At 62.9% G+C, this 15,602-nt stretch carries 13 protein-coding genes and 1 tRNA gene; 8 read left to right on the plus strand and 6 right to left on the minus strand.

The annotated features are described in order from the left end of the window. Window positions 1-50: 50 nt before the first annotated feature. A complete protein-coding gene (gene mscL / locus ACYG9Y_RS21155) occupies window positions 51-470 on the minus strand; it encodes a large conductance mechanosensitive channel protein MscL (protein WP_023681933.1) in 420 nt (139 codons plus the stop codon). A gap of 251 nt (window positions 471-721) precedes the next feature. Between mscL and ACYG9Y_RS21160 the strand changes: the two genes are divergently transcribed. Next, window positions 722-4,225: a PAS domain-containing hybrid sensor histidine kinase/response regulator gene (locus tag ACYG9Y_RS21160; RefSeq protein WP_023738224.1), complete on the plus strand. Its 3,504-nt coding sequence runs from the start codon at window positions 722-724 to the stop codon at window positions 4,223-4,225. A gap of 104 nt (window positions 4,226-4,329) precedes the next feature. On the opposite strand, the gene ACYG9Y_RS21165 is transcribed toward ACYG9Y_RS21160, so the two are convergent. After that, window positions 4,330-4,989 (minus strand): response regulator transcription factor, encoded by a 660-nt coding sequence (locus ACYG9Y_RS21165; RefSeq protein ID WP_023681935.1) that lies wholly within the window; start codon window positions 4,987-4,989, stop codon window positions 4,330-4,332. A gap of 133 nt (window positions 4,990-5,122) precedes the next feature. After that, a complete protein-coding gene (locus tag ACYG9Y_RS21170) occupies window positions 5,123-5,557 on the minus strand; it encodes a hypothetical protein (protein WP_023732402.1) in 435 nt (144 codons plus the stop codon). A 201-nt stretch (window positions 5,558-5,758) separates the two neighbouring features. Here ACYG9Y_RS21170 and ACYG9Y_RS21175 point away from each other — a divergent pair, with 201 nt between their 5' ends. Both ACYG9Y_RS21175 and ACYG9Y_RS21180 read left to right on the plus strand, forming a co-directional pair. Beyond that, complete coding sequence (locus ACYG9Y_RS21175) at window positions 5,759-6,109, plus strand: DUF952 domain-containing protein (protein ID WP_023738223.1); 351 nt, start codon at window positions 5,759-5,761, stop codon at window positions 6,107-6,109. Next, window positions 6,106-7,176: a quinone-dependent dihydroorotate dehydrogenase gene (locus ACYG9Y_RS21180; protein WP_023738222.1), complete on the plus strand. Its 1,071-nt coding sequence runs from the start codon at window positions 6,106-6,108 to the stop codon at window positions 7,174-7,176. The genes ACYG9Y_RS21175 and ACYG9Y_RS21180 overlap by 4 nt, the downstream gene beginning before the upstream one ends. Here the strand turns inward: ACYG9Y_RS21180 and ACYG9Y_RS21185 are convergent. Further along, the gene (locus ACYG9Y_RS21185) at window positions 7,173-8,510 is read right to left on the minus strand and encodes an MATE family efflux transporter (protein WP_023730976.1); all 1,338 of its coding nucleotides are present in this window, start codon (window positions 8,508-8,510) and stop codon (window positions 7,173-7,175) included. The two genes, ACYG9Y_RS21180 and ACYG9Y_RS21185, sit on opposite strands and share 4 nt — an antisense overlap. Before the next feature lie 217 nt (window positions 8,511-8,727). Here ACYG9Y_RS21185 and ACYG9Y_RS21190 point away from each other — a divergent pair, with 217 nt between their 5' ends. Beyond that, window positions 8,728-9,630: a histone deacetylase family protein gene (locus ACYG9Y_RS21190; protein WP_023726827.1), complete on the plus strand. Its 903-nt coding sequence runs from the start codon at window positions 8,728-8,730 to the stop codon at window positions 9,628-9,630. A gap of 67 nt (window positions 9,631-9,697) precedes the next feature. On the opposite strand, the gene ACYG9Y_RS21195 is transcribed toward ACYG9Y_RS21190, so the two are convergent. Further along, entirely contained in the window at window positions 9,698-9,961 is a 264-nt protein-coding gene (locus tag ACYG9Y_RS21195) for a DUF6460 domain-containing protein (RefSeq protein WP_023696688.1), read from the minus strand. 182 nt (window positions 9,962-10,143) lie between these two features. Here ACYG9Y_RS21195 and ACYG9Y_RS21200 point away from each other — a divergent pair. Next, window positions 10,144-10,217: transfer RNA gene (locus ACYG9Y_RS21200), tRNA-Gly, on the plus strand. A gap of 4 nt (window positions 10,218-10,221) precedes the next feature. Here the strand turns inward: ACYG9Y_RS21200 and ACYG9Y_RS21205 are convergent. Continuing rightward, complete coding sequence (locus tag ACYG9Y_RS21205) at window positions 10,222-11,229, minus strand: LysR family transcriptional regulator (protein WP_023681942.1); 1,008 nt, start codon at window positions 11,227-11,229, stop codon at window positions 10,222-10,224. Window positions 11,230-11,522: 293 nt separating this feature from the next. On the opposite strand from ACYG9Y_RS21205, the gene chvE reads away from it, so the two are divergent. From chvE to mmsB, 3 genes are all read left to right on the plus strand, one after another. Next, window positions 11,523-12,593, plus strand: coding sequence for a multiple monosaccharide ABC transporter substrate-binding protein (gene chvE, locus ACYG9Y_RS21210; protein WP_023681943.1), 1,071 nt, complete (start codon window positions 11,523-11,525; stop codon window positions 12,591-12,593). Window positions 12,594-12,745: 152 nt separating this feature from the next. Beyond that, entirely contained in the window at window positions 12,746-14,278 is a 1,533-nt protein-coding gene (gene mmsA / locus ACYG9Y_RS21215) for a multiple monosaccharide ABC transporter ATP-binding protein (RefSeq protein ID WP_031253332.1), read from the plus strand. Continuing rightward, window positions 14,275-15,561 carry a multiple monosaccharide ABC transporter permease gene (mmsB, locus tag ACYG9Y_RS21220; protein ID WP_023669637.1) on the plus strand — a complete coding sequence of 429 codons (1,287 nt, stop codon included), beginning with the start codon at window positions 14,275-14,277 and terminating at the stop codon, window positions 15,559-15,561. Before mmsA ends, mmsB begins: the two co-directional genes overlap by 4 nt. The last annotated feature ends 41 nt before the right edge of the window (window positions 15,562-15,602 follow it).

Consider the following 15,602-nt stretch of genomic DNA (forward strand, 5'->3'; position numbering starts at 1 on the left):
AAACCCCGGCCGCGAACGACCGGGGTTTTGGTCCAGAAATCTGGCCTTGTCTATTTCCTGGCGAGGAGATCGCGAATTTCGGTGAGCAGTGCGACGTCAGCCGGCGGCGGAGCCGCAGGTGCGGCCGGCTTCTCGCGCTCGAGCCGCTTGCGCATGTTGTTCACGGCCTTGACCATAAGGAAGATGATGAAAGCCAGGATGACGAAATTCAGCGCCACGGTGATAAAATTGCCGTAGGCGAACACCGCGCCTTCCTTACGCGCGTCGGCAAGATTGGTCGAATGCACTGTTGATGAGAGGCCTATGAAGTAGTTGGAAAAGTCGACGCCACCAAGTGCGCCGATGAAAGGCATGATGATGTCATTGACAAGAGAATCGACGATCTTGCTGAAGGCCGCGCCGATGATGACGCCGACCGCAAGGTCCATCACATTTCCTTTGGAAATGAATTCCTGGAATTCTTTCAGCATTCGACCCTCCTTGTCATGACGGACCGCGCTGCCGCCGTCCCTCCGGCGTCGGCCCGTGCGCACCATAACAAAAACCTGCGGTTGCAACAGAAGCAAAAGCTGGAAAACACCGCTTTCTCCTTACCTTAGGTCACGGTTCGACAGGGCGGCGTCGCGGCCATGCGCCGAAAGCCGCGATGGACTTGACCTTAGAGCTGTGATTGCCTCTGGGCAGGCCGGGGTGAAAGCTGGCCGAGGAGGATTTTCGGGTCGTGCAGGGCTGGTTCATCGTCATCATTGCGGTCGCCTATGTAACGCTGCTGTTCGTCATCGCCAGCCTTGGCGACCGGCGGTCGACGGCGTTGGGACCCGGCCGCGCCCGGCCCTTCATCTATGCGCTCAGCCTCGCCATCTACTGCACCTCCTGGACCTTCTTCGGCTCGGTCGGCCTGTCGTCCGAGCGCGGCCTCGAATTTTTGGGCATCTACACCGGGCCGGTGCTGGTGTTCGTGTTCGGCTTTCCGCTGCTCAATCGCATCGTGCGGCTGGCCAAGAGCGAGAAGATCACCTCGATCGCCGACTTCCTCGGCGCGCGCTACGGCAAGAGCTTTGCCGTCTCGGCGATCGCCACGCTGATCGCCACCATCGGCGCGGTGCCCTATATCGCACTGCAATTGAAGGCGATCTCCGGTTCGGTCGGCCTGATGGTCGAGCATTATACGGGATCGCCGCCCTCCTTCGATCCCTTCGTCAGCGACATCTCGCTGGTGGTGGCCATGCTCTTGGCGCTGTTTGCGGTGCTGTTCGGCACCCGCCATGCCGACGCCACCGAGCACCAGGACGGGCTGGTGCTGGCGGTGGCGGTCGAAACCGTGGTCAAGCTCGCCGCCTTCCTGGCGATCGGCCTGATGGTCACCTTCCTGATCTTCGGCGGCCCGGGCGACATGATCGACAAGCTGGCCGAAAACAGCCAGGTGCGGCAGGCCATGGGCTACAACACCTCGCTCGCCACCTGGCTGGTGCTGACCTGCCTGAGCGGCTTTGCCATCATCATGCTGCCGCGCCAGTTCTACGTCACCATCGTCGAGAACCGCGGCGAGGCCGAACTTCGCACCGCGACCTGGGTGTTTCCGCTCTATCTCGTGGCGATAAACCTGTTCGTGCTGCCGATCGCCTTCGCCGGCCTGGCGCTGGTCGGCGCCAAAACCACCAGTGACCTCTATGTGCTGGCGCTGCCCTTGTTCGGCGGCCATGACTTCCTCGCCATGGCCGCCTTCATCGGTGGGCTGTCGGCGGCGACCGCCATGGTGATCGTCGAAAGCGTGGCGCTGTCGATCATGATCTCCAACGACCTCGTCATCCCGCTGTTCGTGCGCCGCCTGCTCAAGACCACGACCTCTGAGAATGAGGATTGGTCGACGCTGATCCTCAACGTGCGGCGCGGCGCCATCTTCATCCTGTTGTTCATCGCCTTCCTCTACTACCGCGAAAGCACCAACTCGGCGCGGCTGTCGTCGATCGGCCTGATGTCGTTCGCGGCAATCGCCCAATTCGCGCCGGCGCTGATCGGCGGGCTGATCTGGCGCGGCGCCAATGGCCGCGGCGCGGCCCTTGGCATGGTCGCCGGCATCCTCGTCTGGGGCTATACGCTGCTTTTGCCGTCGCTCTCGGCAGCCGACGCGGACATCGTCGTGCAGGGGTTGTTCGGTTTCGAGGCGCTGCGGCCGCAGGCTCTGTTCGGCACCGTCGCCGAACCGTTGAACCACGGCGTGCTCTGGAGCCTGTCGGTCAACACGCTGTTCTTCGTGCTCGGCTCGCTGTCGCGCGCGTCAGTGCCGCTGGAGCGGATCCAGGCGTCGATCTTCGTGCCGCGCGAATCCGGCCCGATGCCCAGCCTGCGCCGCTTCCGCACCGCCATCACCGTCAACGTGCTGAAGGACACCATCTCGCGCTACCTCGGCGTCGAGCGCACCGAGCGCTCCTTCCAATCCTTCGAGAAAAGCAATGGCGTCTCGCTGCACGGCAATGAGCAGGCCAGCATGGATGTCATCCGCTTTTCCGAGCAGCTGCTGGCGAGCGCGGTCGGCTCGTCTTCGGCGCGGCTGATCCTGTCGCTGCTGTTTCGCCGCAACGACCGCGAGTCCAAGGACGCCTTTCGCCTGCTCGACGACGCCACCGAAGCGCTGCAGCACAATCGCGACCTGCTGCAGATCGCGCTCGACCAGATGGAGCAGGGCATCACCGTATTCGACCGCGATTTTCGTCTGATCTGCTGGAACAGACAATATCGCGCGCTGTTCGATCTGCCCGACGAGATGGGCCAGGTCGGCGTCTCGCTCGACCGCATCCTGCGCCACCTCGCCGAGCGCGGCGATATTCCGGCCGACCAGCGCGTGGCGATGCTCAACCGGCTGACCAGCTTCGTCAGCCCATGGCAGATGGAGTTGAAGACCAGTGGCCGTATCCTCGAACTGCGCTCCAACCCGATGCCGGACGGCGGAATCGTCGCCACCTATGCCGACATATCAGGACGCGTCGAACAGGATTTGGCGCTGAAGCGGGCCAATGAATCGCTGGAGCAGCGGGTCAAGACGCGGACCATCGAACTGACTAGGGTTAACGAGGAGTTGACCCGGGTCAATGAGGAGCTGGCGCAGGCGCAGATGCTGGCCGAGGAGGCCAATCTGGGCAAGACGCGCTTCCTCGCCGCCGCTGGCCACGACATCCTGCAGCCGCTGAACGCCGCCCGTCTCTACTGCTCGTCGCTGATCGAAAAGGCCGGCAAGGGCCCGGCCGGGAAGGCTGCTGTCAACATCGAATCCTCGCTCGAATCGGTCGAGACGATCCTGGGCGCCGTGCTCGACATTTCGCGCCTCGACGCCGGCGCAATGAAGCCGGACGACAGCGCCTTCCGCCTGGACGGGCTGCTGCGCCAGATCGGCAATGATTTTCAGCCGCTCGCCGCCGAAAAGAAACTCGATCTGACGATCATAGCCTCGTCGCTCAGCGTGTTGACGGACCGCAACCTGCTGCGCCGGCTGATCCAGAATCTGGTCTCCAACGCCATCAAATACACCCCCCATGGCCGCATCCTGGTCGGCGTGCGACGGCGCGGCGAACTCGCCGAAATCCAGGTGATCGACACTGGCATCGGCATTGCCGGCGACAAGCTGAACACGGTCTTCAACGAGTTCACCCGGCTGGACGAAGGCGTGCGCGAGGCCGAAGGTCTCGGCCTTGGCCTGTCCATCGTCGACCGCATCGCGCGGGTGCTGCGGCTCGAGATCCAGATCTTTTCCAACCCGGGCAAGGGTACGCGCTTTTCCGTTATCCTGCCGGTTGCGGCGGTTGAGGCGCCGCGGCGCGAGGTCGAGCCGAAGGCGCCTGCCCGCACCGCGAATTCGCTGGCCGGCCTGCGCGTCATGTGCATCGACAACGACGCTCGCATCCTCGACGGCATGCGGCTTCTGCTCGAGGGCTGGGGCTGCAGCATCGGCACGTTTTCGGGTTCGGAGGATTTTGGCAGGGCCGATCGTCCCGACATCGTGCTTGCCGACTATCATCTCGATGGCAGAAGCGGCCTCGACATCATCGCCCGCCTGCGTGACATCCATGGTTCGGACCTGCCGGCCGTGCTGGTCACCGCCGACCGCTCCACCGAGGTCCGTGCCGCTGCCGCCGCCCTGGACGTGCCGGTGATCAACAAGCCGCTGAAGCCGGCCGTGCTGCGTTCCATGATGGCAAGGGTCAGGCCGCTGGCATCGGCGGCCGAGTAGGGTTCAATGCATGTCGCCCAGAAGTGTGCCCCGGTTCTGGGACCACGACATGCATCGAACAAGAGCTAAAGCGGGTCGCATGAATCCGTTCAGCGCGATGCGCTTTAGCCTGCTGGCTGCAACGGATCGCTGCCGATCTTGGACAGCTGGATCACCGCCTGGGTGCGGCTGTCGACGCCGAGCTTCTGCAGGATGGCCGAAACATGCGCCTTGACCGTCGCTTCGGAGACGCTGAGCTCGTAGGCGATCTGCTTGTTGAGCAGGCCTTCGGCCAGCATGCCGAGGACACGCGTCTGCTGCGGTGTCAGCGCCTGCAGCCGCTTGATCAGGTCGGATATTTCCGGGTCGCGCTCGACGCCGAGGTCGATGCCGACGGGGGCTGCGATATCGCCTACCAGCACCGATTGCACAGCGCTGCGGATTTCCTCCATGCTGGCCGATTTGGAGATGAAGCCGGATGCGCCGAGATCGAGCGCGCGCCGGATGGTCACCGGGTCGTCGTGCGCCGACACCACCACCAGCGGCACCGCCGGGTGGATGCCGCGCAACGCGATCAGACCGGACAGGCCGCTGGCGCCCGGCATCGACAGGTCGAGCAGCACCAGGTCGACATCCTCATTGGCCACGACCAGGGCCTTGGCGCTTTCGAAATCGCCGGCCTCGTGAATGGCGGCGACATCGCCGACGCCGGCAAGCGCCTCTTTCAAGGCGCCGCGGAACAGCGGATGGTCGTCGGCAATGACGAAGGTGTAGCCCGACGGCAAATGTTCCTCCCCAAATCCCGTTGTTGCCCAAACTTCGTTATCGATTGACGGCTTTTACGGGATCGGACGATTATGCGGCGAAGCGCTTTGTTTTCAAGCGGCAATGGCCGGACGGCACTTTGCGCCGGGCAGCTCAGGTCTTTTGCGAGTTGAGCTTGGCGCCGTCGCCATTGTCCTTGTCCATCTCCTTGACGATGCCCATGAAGCCACGCAGCATGCGCTCCATATAGCTCATCGTCTTGTCGAAATCCTCTTCGCTCGGCAATTTCGACTCGAGACGGGCCGACAGCGAATTCTCCAACCTGGCGACGCGTTCGTCCATGGCCTTCATCGAGGCCTGCAAACGCTCGACCTCGTCCTGGAAGGCGGCGCGTTCGTCGGCCGCCATCTTGCAGACGAGCTGGCCGGAGCGCTCCTCGCAGATCGACATGGCGCCGGTCCGGGTGTCCATGCGGACATAGCCGTTGGCCGATTTTTCCAGCCGGTAGTGGTCGGCCTCCTCCGACCAGGCCGATGCCGCGACCAGCGAGACCAGTGCGGCGGGGATCAGTATGTGCTGCAGACGCATGTTCCATCCTCCACGAGCCAGTATGCGCAACCTATCACAGCTTTGCGCCGTAAATGCGGACGAGTTGCCCTTCCCCGCATGAGCCATCCGGACCAGAGCGGGTCGCCGTTCCACGGCGCTCCGCTCTATCTCCTTGTTTTAACGCAATTCCGGGCGGAAAACCGCTTCACACTTTTCCTGGAATTGCTTTATAGCGCAACAATGTCTCAGATCATCTACAAGATCGCGCCCGAAGCGCTTTGGCGCGCGGCCGAGAAAAACGGCCGTTTCACCGGGGCTCCGATCGACATCGCCGACGGCTTCATCCATTTCTCCACCGCTGATCAGGCCAGGGAGACGGCAGCGAAGCATTTCGCCGGCCAGATGGATTTGCTGCTGATCGCCATCGACGGGGCGCTGCTCGGTGACGCGCTGAAGTACGAGGTCTCGCGGGGCGGCGCGCTGTTTCCGCATCTTTACGGCGAGCTCGACCTGAAGACAGTCCTGTGGGTGCGGCCATTGCCGCTGGGCGCCGACGGCACGCATCAATTCCCGGCGCTGGAGGCCGAATGAGCGTGTTCGACCGCATCGGCCAGAAACTGCTGTTCACCTTCGACCCTGAAACGGCGCATGGCATGTCGATCGCGGCGCTGCGATGCGGTCTGCCGGTCGGCGCACGGGTGGTGCGAGACGATAGGTTGAAGGTCAGCCTCTGTGGCATCGCCTTTCCCAATCCGCTCGGCATGGCCGCCGGCTACGACAAGAACGCCGAGGTACCGGACGCGCTGCTTGGGCTCGGTTTCGGCTTTGCCGAAGTCGGTACCGTGACGCCGCTGCCGCAAGCGGGCAATCCGAAGCCGCGCATCTTCCGGCTGACCCAGGATGACGCGGTGATCAACCGCCTGGGCTTCAACAACGAGGGCCACGAGGCGGCGGAAAAACGCCTTGCCGCGCGCCAGGGACGCGGCGGCATTGTCGGCGTCAACATCGGCGCCAACAAGGACAGCGCCGATCGTGTCCGTGACTATGAGTTGGGCGTTTCCCGCTTTGCGAAATACGCCAGCTATCTCACCGTCAACATCTCGTCGCCCAACACGCCCGGCCTGCGCACCATGCAGGCGCGCGAACAGCTCGGCGAACTTCTGGCTCGCGTCGTATCGGCGCGTGCCTCGGCATCGGCCCAGCCACCAATCTTCCTCAAGATCGCACCTGATCTGGTCGAGGCCGAGCTGGAGGACATCGCCGCCGAGGTCAGCGAAAAGCAGATCGACGGGGTCATCGTCTCCAACACGACGCTGGCGCGGACCGGATTGCGTAGCACCACCAGCGAGACCGGAGGGCTCTCCGGCAAGCCGCTGTTCGAACGCTCGACGATCGTGCTGGCCAAGATGCGCAAACTGCTCGGGCCGGAGTGCGCCATCATCGGCGTCGGCGGTGTCGATTCTGCCGAGACGGCTCTGGAAAAAATCCGCGCCGGCGCCGATCTGGTGCAACTCTACACCGGCATGATCTATGCCGGCCCCGCGCTGCCAGGCCGCATTCTTTCAGGCATGGTGCGCTTTGCAGAAAAGGAAAGGCTGACGTCTTTGCGCGAACTGCGCGACAGCCGGCTCGATCAGTGGGCTGCCAAGGCGCTCTAAAAAGCCGTGCGCAGCCTGAGCCGCAGGATGGCCAGCAGGCTGAAGCCGCGCACCAGCAGGAAAACGTGCAGCGCCGCCCACAGGCCGCGATTGCCGAGAGACGGCGCCAAGCTGAACAATGCGGCGCTGAAGGCCAGGAACGACACCAGCATCATGTTGCGCATGTCGCGCGACCACGTGGCGCCGATGAAGACGCCGTCCATCTGGAAGGCCAGCACGCCGCTCAACGGTGTCAGTGCCGCCCACGGCAGATAGATGTCGGCAGCAGCACGAACGTCCTGCGACGTGGTGATCAAAGAAATCAGGCCGGCGCCGCCGAGCCAGAAGATCAGCGTCGCGGTTCCGGCGAGGCCGAACCCCCAGAACAAGGTCAGACGCACCGCCCGGCGGAACGCCGTCTCGGCGCGTGCGCCGATCGCGCGTCCCGCCAACTGCTCGGCGGCTGTGGCAAAACCGTCGAGGAAATAGCCGGCGACGAGAAAGAAGTTCATCAGCACGGCATTGGCGGCCAGCGTCAGCGTGCCGAACTGCGCGCCCTGGCGGGTGAACAGCGCGAAAGCGGCGAGCAGCGAGAACGAGCGGATCATGATATCGCGGTTGAGCGACAGCATGCGCAGGAAAGCGGGCATGTCGAGCAGGCGATGCCGCGGCAGGCGGGGTGCGGCCCGGAACCGCCAGACAACGATGGCGAGACCCAGCAGCATGGCCAGACATTCGCCGGTGACGGTCGCCCAGGCCACGCCGGCGACGCCCCAGCCAAGCTTCAGGCCGAGCAGGATGCAAAGCACGATGTTGATGCCGTTGAGCACCGCCTGCAGCATCAGCCCAAGCCCGCCCTCGCCGCGTCCAAGGACATAGCCGAGGATGGCGTAGTTGATCAGCGTGAAGGGGGCGGCGAGCATTCTGATGTGGATATAGACGCCCATCGCCTCGCCGACGCGCGCTTCGCCGCCGATGAATTTCTGGCCGGCGATGGCGATCAGCGGCGCAAGGACGACAAGCACGATGCCGGCGGCGGCCGCGATCAGCACGGCGCGCCAGAACACCGCCTGCTCCTCGGTTTCGTCGCCGCGCCCAAACGCCTGGGCGACGAGGCCGGTGGTGCCGGAGCGCAGGAAATTGAAGGTGCTGAAGACGACGTCGAAGACCAGGGCCCCGGCCGCCAGGCCGCCGAGCAGGGCGGCATCGCCGAACTGCCCGACCACCGCCGTGTCGACGATGCCGAGCAGCGGCGTCGTCAGATAGGCGAGCGTCATCGGCACGGCGATGGCGAGCACCGAACGGTTGGTGACGGCGAAGGGTCTCGCGTCGGCTGGGGTTGCACCCGTGTCCAGGGGATTGCTGCCTTGCTGGTTGCGGCTTGATCGAACAGCCGATGTGCCCCATTTTCCCGCCACCGCGCAATCACTCTTGCCGTGACGGCCAACCGAAATGTTCTTCTGGCGCGAGCCCGCCGGATCCCAGTACTGGTTTTAAGCAATTCCCAAAGGGAAGCGCTACGCGCTTCTCCCGGGAAAACCGCTGCACACTTTTCCTGGAATTGCTTTAGCCATGCCCCTGCAGATCGTCCATCATCCCGACTACGATGCCGGCTTCGCCGTCAATCATCGCTTTCCGATGAGCAAATATCCGCTGCTGATGCAGGCCTTGCATATCAGGGGTCTGATCCATGCCGGGGCGCTGTCGATGCCCGAACCGGCGCCGGCCTCCTGGCTGAAGCTCGCCCATGCGGCTGATTATGTCGACCAGGTCATCACGTGTTCAGTGCCTGAAAAGATCGAGCGCGAGATCGGCTTTCCCGTGGGACCGCGCGTTTCGCTCAGGGCGCAACTCGCCGCCGGCGGCACGGTGCTGGCGGCGCGACTGGCGCTTATCAATGGCATTGCCTGCAACAGCGCCGGCGGCAGCCACCATGCGCGGCGCGCGCAAGGCGCGGGCTTCTGCACCTTCAACGATGTTGCCGTCGCTTCGCTGGTGCTGCTAGCCGAAGACGCGGTGAAAAACATCCTGATCGTCGATCTCGATGTGCATCAGGGCGACGGCACCGCGGACATCCTGAAAGACGAGCCACGCGCGTTCACCTTTTCCATGCATGGCGAGCGCAATTATCCGGTGCGCAAGATTGCCTCCGATCTCGACGTTGCCCTGCCGGACGGCACCGGCGATGGCGCCTATCTCGAACGGCTGGGTGTCCTCCTGCCGGAGCTCTCGGCCAAGGCGCACTGGGACATCGTCTTCTACAATGCCGGTGTCGACGTGCATGCCGAGGACCGGCTCGGCCGGCTATCGCTCAGCGATGACGGCGTGCGTGCACGCGACGCCATGGTGATCGGTCATTTCCGCGCGCTCGGCATCCCGGTCTGCGGTGTCATCGGCGGCGGCTATTCGACCGATGTCGCAGCGCTCGCGGCGCGCCACGCCATCCTGTTCGAGGTGGCGTCGGACTTTGCCTGAGTGGCCTTTGGTTTGAGCACAATCTTTTCCGAAAACCGGTTTCCACTTTTCGGGATCGTGGTCCGCTTCACTTCCGGTAGTTCGCGAGCCTGAGCAGGATGAACACCGGCACGACGATCGCGGCTCCGAGCAGGATATAGCCCAAGAAGCGATAGACCGCGTTGAAGCCGAGGTTCCAAAGATCGATGAAGAAACCCTGGATGCGGTAGAAGACGTCCATCGGCGTCCAGCCGAACGCATTCATGACCAGGCCGACCAGGAACGAAACGACCAGCAGCTTGACGATCACCCTGACGGGCGAGTCACCGAGAAAGCGCGTCACTGTGGACAAGGGGCCTGCCTCCAGATTGGTGTGCCCGGATTCGGGGTACAAACCCACGAATACGCACTTGCTGCGCCCGCATCAAGGCAGGCGGACTGGCGCAATCGGTCGGGGTTTCCAACAGCCGTTTCCGAAGAGCTGTCCAAGGGCGATTGCCCGAAGCACGCCCGTCATGATATCGAGAGGCCAATGCGGGTATGATGTAATGGTAGCTTGTCAGCTTCCCAAGCTGAACGCGAGGGTTCGATTCCCTCTACCCGCTCCAGTTCCTATCCCACCTCCCGCAAGATAAAATCGTGCAGCATCTTGGCCGCCGGCGACAAGACTCGGTTCTTCACCGTGATCAGGCTGTAGGGCCGGACCTCGATGTCGAACTCGGTCTGGACGACGTCGATGGCGCCGGCGAGACCGTCGGGGTTCTGGATGAATTTTGCCACCTGGATCGACACCGGGGCGATGGCGTCGGACTGCGCCACCATGACCAGGGTGAGCAGCAGCGACGAGGTGTTGAGGATGCGGTCCGGCAGGGCGATGTTGCGGTTCAGGAAATTGCTCTCCATCGCCTGGCGCAGCGGCGACCCGCCCGACTGGAACACCCAGTCAAAGGCGGCGGTGTCCTCCAGCCTCACCGCCTTCCCATTGTTTAGAGGATGGCCGTTGCTCAGCGGGTGGCCTCGGCGCACGATCAGGCAGGCCTTCTCGACGCCGATGACGCGCGATTCGAACAGGCGCGGATTGAGGTCTTCGGGGACACGGGCGATGATGAAATCATGGCGCGTGGCGATCAGTTCGCGCGCCAGCACATTTGACGTCTCGACCTGCATGGTAATCTCGATGCGCGGATAAAGGCGGCGTATCTCGCGGATCGCCGGGACCGCCAGTTCGATCGCCGGCGCCGTCACCGCGCCAAGGAACACCGAGCCGCCCTTGCCGGCCTTGAGCTCCGATATTTCGCGGTCGGCCTCGCGCATTTCGAGCAGGATCGAGCGCGCGCGCCGCGCCAGCGCCTTGCCGTAAGGGGTGAGCGTGATGCCGCGCGGCAGCCTTTCGCACAGCTTGACCTCAAGCACCGCTTCCATCTCGGAAATCATGCGCGAGGCCGCCGGCTGCGAGATGTTCATCACCTGGGCGGCCGCGCTCACCCGACCGTGATCGTCCAGCGCTGCGATCATGCGCATGTGACGCAGGCTCAAGCCACTGCGCAGAAGTGTCTCGCCATCGCCCGGCAATTCATCGTAACCGCTTGAAATTCCCTGAGGACCTCGTAAAGCCGCCATGCCTTTTCCCGCTTCCGCCACTGTTCCAGCCCGGTCTCGTCATATACCGGTTTTGGTATAGCAACCACCGAAGATCGCATTTGACAGTTATGGCAAAGGGTCACACTTTCGCGCGTCCTCAAGACTTGACGGTCGATGACGAGCAAAATCGTATCGATTTAAATCAAGACTGTGGGCCGATTGGGAGGATACCGGAGATCGATTATGACGGCGGCGGCGCTTTGGCGCATCCGCCCGACTGCGCGGCCCGCGAAGCCCCGAGGTGTCGCGTCCATCAACCAGGGAGAGTTTACGTGAAAATCATCAAGACACTGGCCGCCGTCGCGGCCCTTGGCATCGCTGCCATGACCTACTCGGCGCATGCAGCCGACAAGGGTCTTGTCGGCGTGCTGATGCCGACCAAGACCTCGCAGCGCTGGATCAATGACGGCGATGCCGTCAAGTCCCAGCTCGAAGCTCTCGGCTACACGGTCGACCTGCAGTACGCGCAGGACGACATCCCCAACCAGCTCAGCCAGCTGGAAAACGAAATCACCAAGGGCCCGAAGGCGCTGATCATCGCTTCGATCGACGGCACGACCCTGTCGGACGCGCTGCAGAAGGCCGCTGACGCCGGCGTCGTCGTCGTCGCCTATGACCGCCTGATCAAGAAGACCGCCAATGTCGATTACTACACCACCTTCGACAATTTCGGCGTCGGCGTGATCCAGGCGAACTCGCTGGTCAAGGGCCTCAAGGAGCGCTTCCCGAACACCAAGCCGTGGAACGTCGAACTGTTCGGCGGCTCGCCGGACGACAACAACGCCTTCTTCTTCTACAACGGCGCAATCTCGGTGCTGCAGCCGCTGATCGATGACGGCTCGATCAAGATCAAGTCCGGCCAGACTGGCATGGACAAGGTCGGCACGCTGCGCTGGCTCGCCGCGACCGCCCAGGCGCGCATGGACAACCTTCTGTCGGCCAACTACTCGGACGGCAGCCGCGTCGATGGCGTTCTGTCGCCCTATGACGGCCTGTCGCGCGGTATCACCGCTTCGCTGCGCGCCGTCGGTTACGGCACCGACGCCCAGCCGTGGCCGATCGTGACCGGCCAGGACGCCGAGACTGCTTCGGTCAAGCTGATCATCACGGGCGAGCAATACTCGACCGTGTTCAAGGACACCCGCGAACTGGCCAAGGCCACCGTCGAACTCGTCGACAAGGTGCTCTCGGGCGGCAAGCCGGACGGCCTCGATGAAAAGACCTACAATAACGACGTCAAGGTCGTTCCCTCGATCCTTTTGACGCCGCATGAGGTCGACAAGTCGAACTACCAGGCACTGGTCGTCGACTCCGGCTACATCAAGGCCGACGAACTGAAGTAATCCGTTTAGAAAGACAGGGGTCCTGCGCGACGCAGGACCCCTTTCCGTTCACAAGCGACCCCGGTATTGTTTCTACCGGACTTAGTTTGCGTGCATGTCGTTGTCTCAAACCGCAAGCACTTTGGAGCGACATGCAACAGGAGGAGCTTGCCCTGATGACGACGATTTTGGAGATGCGCGACATCACCAAGACCTTCCCCGGCGTGAAGGCGCTGTCGAACGTCAACCTCAGCGTCGAAGAAGGCGAGATCCACGCCGTGGTTGGCGAGAACGGCGCCGGCAAGTCGACGCTGATGAAAGTTCTGTCGGGCGTCTATCCCGTCGGCACATATGACGGCCAGATCATTTTTCAGGGTCAGGAATGCCAGTTCAAAGGTATCCATGACAGCGAACACAAGGGCATCGTCATCATCCACCAGGAGCTAGCGCTGGTGCCGATGCTGTCGATCACCGAAAATATCTTCCTCGGCAACGAAAACGCCCGATACGGCGTCATCGACTGGGATGCCAACGAGGCGCGCACCGCTGCCCTGTTGAAGAAGGTGGGCCTCAAGGAAGACCCCAAGACACTGATCACCAATATCGGCGTCGGCAAGCAGCAGCTGGTCGAGATCGCCAAGGCGCTGAGCAAGGACGTCAAGCTTTTGATTCTCGACGAGCCGACCGCGTCGCTCAGCGAGAAAGACAGCCAGGCGCTGCTCGACCTTCTGCTCGAATTCAAGCGGCAAGGCATGACCTCGATCCTGATCTCGCACAAGCTCAACGAGATCAACCGGGTCGCCGACAAGGTAACCGTCATCCGTGACGGGCGCACCATCGAGACGCTGGCCAAGAAGGATATCTCCGAAGACCGCATCATCACCTCGATGGTCGGCCGTTCGCTAGACGACCGCTATCCGCCGCGCGAGCCCAAGATCGGCGAAGTCGTGTTCGAGGTGAAGAACTGGTCGGTCTATCACCCGCTCCATGCCGAGCGGCAGGTGATCAAGGGCATCGACATCAATGTGCGCAAGGGCGAGGTGGTCGGCATCGCCGGGCTGATGGGCGCCGGCCGCACCGAATTCGCCATGAGCCTGTTCGGCCGCTCCTATGGCCGCCGCATCACCGGCGAAGTGCTGCTCAAGGGCAAGCCGGTCGATGTCTCCTCGGTAAGCAAGGCGGTCCAACATGGCATCGCCTATGTCACCGAGGACCGCAAAACCTACGGCCTCAACCTCATCGACCATATCAAGCATAACATTACGCTGGCCAATCTCGACGGCGTGTCGCGCCACAGCGTGATCGACGACATGCGCGAACTTGCGGTCGCCAACGACTATCGCAAGAAGACCAATATCCGTGCGTCAAGCGTCTATCAGATGACCGGCAATCTTTCCGGCGGCAACCAGCAGAAGGTGGTGCTGTCGAAATGGCTGTTTGCCGATCCTGACGTGCTGATCCTCGACGAGCCGACACGCGGCATCGATGTCGGCGCCAAGTATGAAATCTACACGATCATCGCGCGCCTTGCCTCGGAGGGTAAGGCGATCGTGGTCATCTCGTCGGAAATGCCGGAATTGCTAGGGATTACCGACCGCATCTACGTCATGAACGAAGGGCGCATGGTGGGCGAAATGCCGGCGGCGGAAGCAAGCCAGGAAAAGATAATGCGCGCCATCGTCCGGGGAGAAGGAAAAGCAGCATGAGCACCGAAAGCGCCCCCGCCCCGCAGGGCAACGTCGCTGACGAACAGCGCCCGCGCATCGCCGTCTCGGCGCTGGCGACGAATTTGCGCGAATACGGACTGATCATAGCCCTGATCGTCATCATGCTGTTCTTCCAGTTCACCACGTCGGGGACGTTGTTCAAGCCGGTCAACCTCAGCAATCTGGTGCAGCAGAACTCCTTCATCATCGTGATGGCGCTGGGTATGCTGCTGGTGATCGTATCGGGCTATATCGACCTCAGCGTCGGATCGGTCGCCGGTTTCATCGGCGCGCTGGCGGCAAACATGATGGTCATCTGGCAGCTCGGACCGCTGAGCAATCCGCTGGTGGTTTCGATCGTCTGCCTGGTCGCGGGTGGCCTGATCGGCGCCGCGCAAGGGTATTGGATCGCCTATCACCGGATACCGAGCTTCATTGTCACGCTGGCCGGCATGCTGATCTTCCGCGGCATTTGCCAGGCCTTGCTTGGCGGCGGCTCGTCGGTTGGTCCGCTTCCCGACGACTTCAAGATGCTCAGCTCCGGCTTCATCCCGGATGTGATCGGCCCACTGACGCTCGTCCCGCCGGTCGTGAACGCAGCCGGCAAGACCATCATGGGCAGCGGCGTGACCCTGCACATGACGACGGTCGTGCTGGGGCTGATCGCCGTGCTCGCCTATGCCTATTTCGGGGTCCGCACCCGGCGCAAACGAGAACGCCATGGTTATGAGGCCGAGCCCTTCACCCTGTTCGTCGTCAAGACGCTGGTCGCCAGCGCGCTGGCGCTGTTCCTGGTCTATGAGTTTGCCAGCTACCGCGGCCTGCCCGTGGTGCTGCTGGTCATGGGCGTGCTGATCACGCTGTTCGTCTTCGTCACCAAGCGCATGACCATCGGGAGGCGCATCTACGCCATGGGCGGCAATCCCAAGGCGGCGCAGCTGTCGGGCATCAACACCGAGCGGCTGACGCTGATGGTGTTCATCAATATGGGCGTGCTGTCGGCGCTTGGCGGCCTGATCATCGCGGCTCGTCTCGGCCAGGCGGTGCCGGCGGCGGGTCTCGGCTCGGAGCTCGACGTCATCGCCGCAGTGTTCATCGGCGGCGCCTCGGCGATGGGCGGCGTCGGCCAGGTCATCGGGGCGGTCGTCGGCGGCTTCATCATGGGCGTGATGAACAACGGCATGTCGATCATGGGCGTCAATGTCGACTGGCAGCAGGTGGTCAAAGGCCTGGTGCTGCTCGGCGCCGTCATCTTCGACGTCTACAACAAGAACAAGGCCTGACAAGCTTCAGGCGAGGCAAGCAGGAGGCATACGATCGCGGC

The sequence above is a fragment of the Mesorhizobium sp. W050 genome (genome assembly GCF_054719535.1).

Excerpts from the sequence above, each read along its gene's own strand:
- mscL (WP_023681933.1), bottom strand. The coding sequence starts at position 470 with ATGCTGAAAGAATTCCAGGAATTCATTTCCAAAGGAAATGTGATGGAC.
- ACYG9Y_RS21170 (WP_023732402.1), bottom strand. The coding sequence starts at position 5,557 with ATGCGTCTGCAGCACATACTGATCCCCGCCGCACTGGTCTCGCTGGTC.
- ACYG9Y_RS21175 (WP_023738223.1), top strand. The coding sequence starts at position 5,759 with ATGTCTCAGATCATCTACAAGATCGCGCCCGAAGCGCTTTGGCGCGCG.
- ACYG9Y_RS21180 (WP_023738222.1), top strand. The coding sequence starts at position 6,106 with ATGAGCGTGTTCGACCGCATCGGCCAGAAACTGCTGTTCACCTTCGAC.
- ACYG9Y_RS21190 (WP_023726827.1), top strand. The coding sequence starts at position 8,728 with ATGCCCCTGCAGATCGTCCATCATCCCGACTACGATGCCGGCTTCGCC.
- ACYG9Y_RS21205 (WP_023681942.1), bottom strand. The coding sequence starts at position 11,229 with ATGGCGGCTTTACGAGGTCCTCAGGGAATTTCAAGCGGTTACGATGAA.
- mmsB (WP_023669637.1), top strand. The coding sequence starts at position 14,275 with ATGAGCACCGAAAGCGCCCCCGCCCCGCAGGGCAACGTCGCTGACGAA.